At 70.1% G+C, this 4,662-nt stretch carries 5 protein-coding genes; all 5 read right to left on the bottom strand.

The features are described 5' to 3' along the window. A partial coding sequence (locus tag FKP22_RS21530) for an ABC transporter substrate-binding protein (protein ID WP_141289739.1) occupies positions 1-823 on the bottom strand: 823 nt, incomplete at its 3' end. Further along, positions 820-2,844 carry a diguanylate cyclase domain-containing protein gene (locus tag FKP22_RS21525; protein ID WP_141289738.1) on the bottom strand — a complete coding sequence of 675 codons (2,025 nt, stop codon included), beginning with the start codon at positions 2,842-2,844 and terminating at the stop codon, positions 820-822. The genes FKP22_RS21530 and FKP22_RS21525, both read right to left, overlap by 4 nt. Positions 2,845-2,869: 25 nt before the next feature. Continuing rightward, a complete protein-coding gene (locus FKP22_RS21520; protein WP_141289737.1) occupies positions 2,870-3,889 on the bottom strand; it encodes an ABC transporter substrate-binding protein in 1,020 nt (339 codons plus the stop codon). A gap of 157 nt (positions 3,890-4,046) precedes the next feature. After that, positions 4,047-4,292 (bottom strand): hypothetical protein, encoded by a 246-nt coding sequence (locus tag FKP22_RS21515; RefSeq protein ID WP_141289736.1) that lies wholly within the window; start codon positions 4,290-4,292, stop codon positions 4,047-4,049. A 45-nt stretch (positions 4,293-4,337) separates the two neighbouring features. Then, a partial coding sequence (locus FKP22_RS32410; RefSeq protein WP_170201003.1) for an ATP-binding protein occupies positions 4,338-4,662 on the bottom strand: 325 nt, incomplete at its 5' end.

Genomic DNA, 4,662 nt, shown 5'->3' with positions numbered 1-4,662 from the left:
TCGCGGCCAGCGCCTGGTCCAGCCGCACCCGGTAGTCCTGCTCGCGGTAGTAGGCATCGGCCTGGGCCGCGTCGATGTCCAGCATGCGCTGCATGGCGCGCCTGGCTTCGTCGGGATGCCGGGCCATGAACCGCTCGGCGCGCAGCAGCGCATGCAGCACGCGCCGCATGTCCGGCCCGCGCCGCTCCATCAGGCCCTGCGGCGCGACGATGTTGAAGTATTGGGTGTAGACCCGCGGGCTGGGCAGCACCAGCGCGTCGCTGCCCAGTTGCTTGAGCGTCAAAGAGGCCAGCGGCTCCCAGATCGCCACCGCGTCCAGCTCGTGCACCGACAGCGCCTGCGGCAGCTGCGTGGGGTCGAAGTTCTGCACCTTGACGCCTGCCGGGTCGATGCCGTTGAACAGCAGCAGGCTGTCGACGAAATAGTGGGCCGAGCTGCCGGTCACCGTGCCCACACGCTTGCCAGCCAGGTCCCGCACAGCCCGGATGCCGGCGCTGCGCCGCGCGATCAGCTTGATCTGGTGCGACGAGGCGCTGATGGTCGCCAGGATGCTGAGGTCGTAGCGCTCGCTCAAGGCAACGATCAGCTCCGATGCGGTGGCCAGGTCGGCCCGCCCGCTGCGCACGGCCTCTGCGCACTCGCGCCCGCTGTTGCACGGCAGCAGCTTGAGCTGCAGCCCCTCGGCCTCGAAATAACCTTCGTCCTGCGCCACCTGGACCGGCAGTGTGACCGAGCCGCGCGACATGGCCAGCACCAGTGGCGCCGCCACGGCCGAGCCGGCCAACAGCCATGCGGCCAGCATGCCCACCAGTGCCCGCTTCATGACGCGTCCTCTGCAGAGGACGCCGCCAGCGCCAGCATGCGAAAGCCATTGCGCCCGCCGCGCTTGGCTGCATACAGCGCCTCGTCGGCCCGGGCCAGCAAGGCCGCAGCCTCCACCGGCAAGGCCTCGGGCGCGAGGTAGGCAATGCCGATGCTGGTCGAGACCTGCAGCAGCTCGCCCTCGACCTGCATCGGCCGGTTCACCGCCTGCACGATTTTGCGGGCAATTGCCTGCGGCTCGGCCTCGTTGTGCAGGCCTTCGAGCAGCACCACGAACTCATCGCCGGCCAGGCGGGCCACGCTGTCGGTCTTGCGCACGCAGGCCGAGACGGTGCTGGCGAACTGCACCAGCACCGCATCACCGGCCGCGTGGCCGCGCGAGTCGTTGATGGACTTGAAGTGGTCCACGTCCAGGAACAGCAGCGCCAGGGCCGCGCGGCTGCGCTGGCGCCGGGCCAGCGCCTCGGGCAGGCGCTCGTTGAACTGCAGCCGGTTCGGCAGGCCGGTCAGCACGTCGACCCGGGCCAGCGCCTGCAACTGCTGTTTCGCGGCCAGGCGGTCGGAGATGTCGCGCAGGAAGGCATTCGCGACATGGCCCTCGGGCTCGCGCACCGCGCCAACCGAGAGCTCGACCGGGATCTCGTGGCCGTCCCGGTGCAGCGCGGTGATCTCGATGCGCTGGTTGACCACCGGCCCTTCGCCGGTTTCGCGGAAACGCTCGAAGCCGGCCAGGTGGGCGGCGCGATGGCGCTCGGGAATCAGCAGCTCGTGCATGGTCCGGCCCAGCACCTCGGCCTCGCGCCAGCCGAAAGTGGCTTCGGCCTGGCGGTTCCAGCGGGTGATGCGGCCGTGGATGTCCAGGCTGACGAATGCGTCCGGCGCGTGGCGCAGGATGTTGCGCACCCGCTCCTCGCTGATGGCTTGCGCTGCGGCCACCTGCTTGCGCTCGGTGACGTCGGTGGTCATCGCGTAAAAACCGCGCACCTGGCCGCGCTCGTCCAGGTCCGGCAGGTAGACCGACTGGAAATGGCGCGGCCCGCGCGGCGTGCCGCGCAGGCTCTCGAAGACCACGGACTCGCCGCGCAGCGCGGCCTCGGCCGGCGGCCGCATCTGCGCATATGCCGCCTTGTCGTCGGCCCAGAACTGCTGCAGCGAGCGGCCCAGCAGCCGCTCGGGCTCAACGCCGAAGACCACCCGGTGATGGGCATTGGCAAAGCGGTAGACCTGGTCGCGGTCAACGTAGGTGATCAGCACCGGCACGTTGTCGGTCACCGCACGCAGCTGGGCTTCGGACTGGCGCAGCTGCTCGCCACTGCCGGCCAGCGAGGCCGTCATGCGGTCGAAATGGCGTGCGAGGTCACCCAGTTCGTCCTTGGCCGGGTTGTTCAGCCGCGTGGCCAGATCGCCGCTGGCCACGGCCTGCGTGGCCCGCTCCAGCGCCTGCATCGGCTTGAGCACCCTCATGCGCACCACCAGCGCCGAGCCGATCACCACCAGCAGCATCAGCAGCGGCCCGCCCAGCGCGGCCAGGCGGAAACGCGAGCTGGCCTCCAGCCGCTCCTGCACCGCGTCCTGGTGCCACTGGTAGGCGTAGTCGCTCATCGCCTGGGTGTTGGTCAGCAGCCGGTCCAGCACCATTTCCTTGCGCCGCTCGGAGAAGGCGTCGGACTGGGCCGAGGCCACCTGCAGAGTGTCGAACAGTGGCGGCAGCGCATCGGCCACCGCCTTTAATTCCTGGAAGGCCGGGCCGTCGGCAAACGAGGCATGTTCATCGGCCAGCGCGGCCTGGATCGCCTGCATGCGTGCCTGCCACTGCCCGGCCGCACGCGGCTCGGCATGGCGGGCGTATTCCTGCGTCAGCACCAGCAGGCCTGTGACCTCGTGCGCCATCAGCTGCGCCTGGGCCTGGGTGCGGCTGGCACCGTCCTCGGCGCGGTCGGTCGCTGCGACGACCCACACGGTGCCCAGGCTCACGAGCACCGACAGCACGATGGCGGCCTGCAGCTGGAAGCGGATGCGCATGCGGCTGTACCTTCCTGCCCGCCGGCTACTTCAGCGAACCGGCCGCATTCGGCACGGCCTGGCGCAAGGGCCCGGCATGCACCAGGCCCAGGAAATTCGGCAGCTCGCCGCTGGCATGGCCCTCGCGCAGCGCCCAGCGGGCCTGGCCTTCCATGGTCGTGATCAGCGACTGGTCCAGCCCCAGGCGGTAGCTCAGGCCCTTGCAGGCCCATTCGGCCGACTTCGGCGCCAGCTGCAGTTGCTCGCGCAGCAGGCGCTGGGCCTCCGCGGGGTGTTGCTGGATCAGCCGTTCGGCGCGGTCGATGGCCCGCAGCAGGTGCTGCAGCATCGCGTCCCGCGGCACCAGCAGGCGGCGCTGGGCAACCAGGTTGAAGGTGCCCAGGTAACCCCCGGCGCTGGGCAGCACGCTGGCCTCGCCGCCCAGGCCGTTGAGTATCGAATGGGCAAACGGCTCCCAGATCGAGACCGCGTCGACCTTGCCGGCGCGCATCGCGGGCAGCATCTCCTCGGGCTGCAGCAGCAGCACCGTGACGCCGCGCGGGTCCACGCCGGAGGTGAGCAAGGCCAGGTCCAGCACGTACTGGCTGGAGGTGCCGGCCACCACGCCCACGCGCTTGCCGGCCAGGTCCTGCAGTGCCTTGGGCGCGGGCGCGCCGTTGCCGCCGCGTGCCACCAGCTTGACGTCGTCGGCCGTCGTGGTGATGGTGGCAATGACGGCATGGTCCTGCCGCTTGAAGGCATTGAAGACCACCGGCAGCTCGCCGGCGGTGGCCACGTCGGCCTGGCCATCGAGCATCAGCTGCATGCAGCGGTGGCCGCCAATGCAGTCAATCAGCCGCGCGTCCAACCCCTCGGCGGCGAAGTAGCCCTGGCTTTGCGCCACGTAGACAGGCAGCGACAGCGGTGTGCGCGACACCGCCAGCGTGACCGGCTCGGCCGCCCGGGCAGTCGCAGCCGCAGCAGCCGCAATGGCCGCCGCCAGCCAGGCGAACCCGACCCGGCGCCAGAACCTGGCAACCCACCCTGACGACACTTCACAGCCCATGCATGCCTTCCCGCGTGACGAGCCAGCGCTGGCGCGAAATTGGTGCCCGGAAACCCCGGGCGATCGCGACGCATTGTGAGGTTCAGCCGGCCATTCGAAGGCAGGCAAAACCACTGCTTACACGGCTGAATTCAGGGCTTCAAAACCGCCGTCCCTTTCAGTCCGGCAACGAAAAGGCCATGCCGATCTGCGAGCCGTATATCGGGTAGCGCACCTTGCAGCGGTAGCCGCGCAGCCGCTCGGCGTCCCAGCCCACGGCCTCGCAGGCCTGGCGGATCAGCTCGCCCACGGCCCGCTGCAAGTCCAGGCCCACGTTCTCCGCCAGCAGCCGCAGTTCGGCTTCGGACTGGCGGGCCTCAAGCAGGGCTGCGGCAGCCAGCACCTTGGAGTGCCAGCCGTGCACGAGACCGGAACGAGGATGGAAACGGTCCCGGCGAGCGCCGCAGCTTCAGCCTTGCGCGAACGCCGGCAGCAGCTGGTGGACCTTGAAGCTGCCGGCCGGCAAGGCCTGGGCGGCAATCTCCAGCAGGTGGCGGTGGTGGGTGAAGACCAGCACCTGGCCACCGGCGGCGAAACGCGCCAGTGCCTGCAGCATGCAGGCGGCACGCTGGTCGTCTGCCGTCATCAGCACGTCGTCCAGCACCAGCGGCATCTGGCGCTCGGGCGTGCGCTGGAGTTCCAGTGCGGCCAGGCGCAGCGCGAGGTAGAGCTGGTCGGCGGTGCCTTCGCTCAAGCCGGTCACGGCGATCGGCTGGCCGCCTTCGGGCTGCAGG

This window comes from Ideonella azotifigens, from assembly GCF_006519715.1.
In the GTDB taxonomy this organism is placed as follows: domain Bacteria; phylum Pseudomonadota; class Gammaproteobacteria; order Burkholderiales; family Burkholderiaceae_C; genus Ideonella; species Ideonella azotifigens.
Note: the sequence above shows the minus strand (reverse complement) of the source record. Positions and strands in the feature narration are given on the sequence as shown.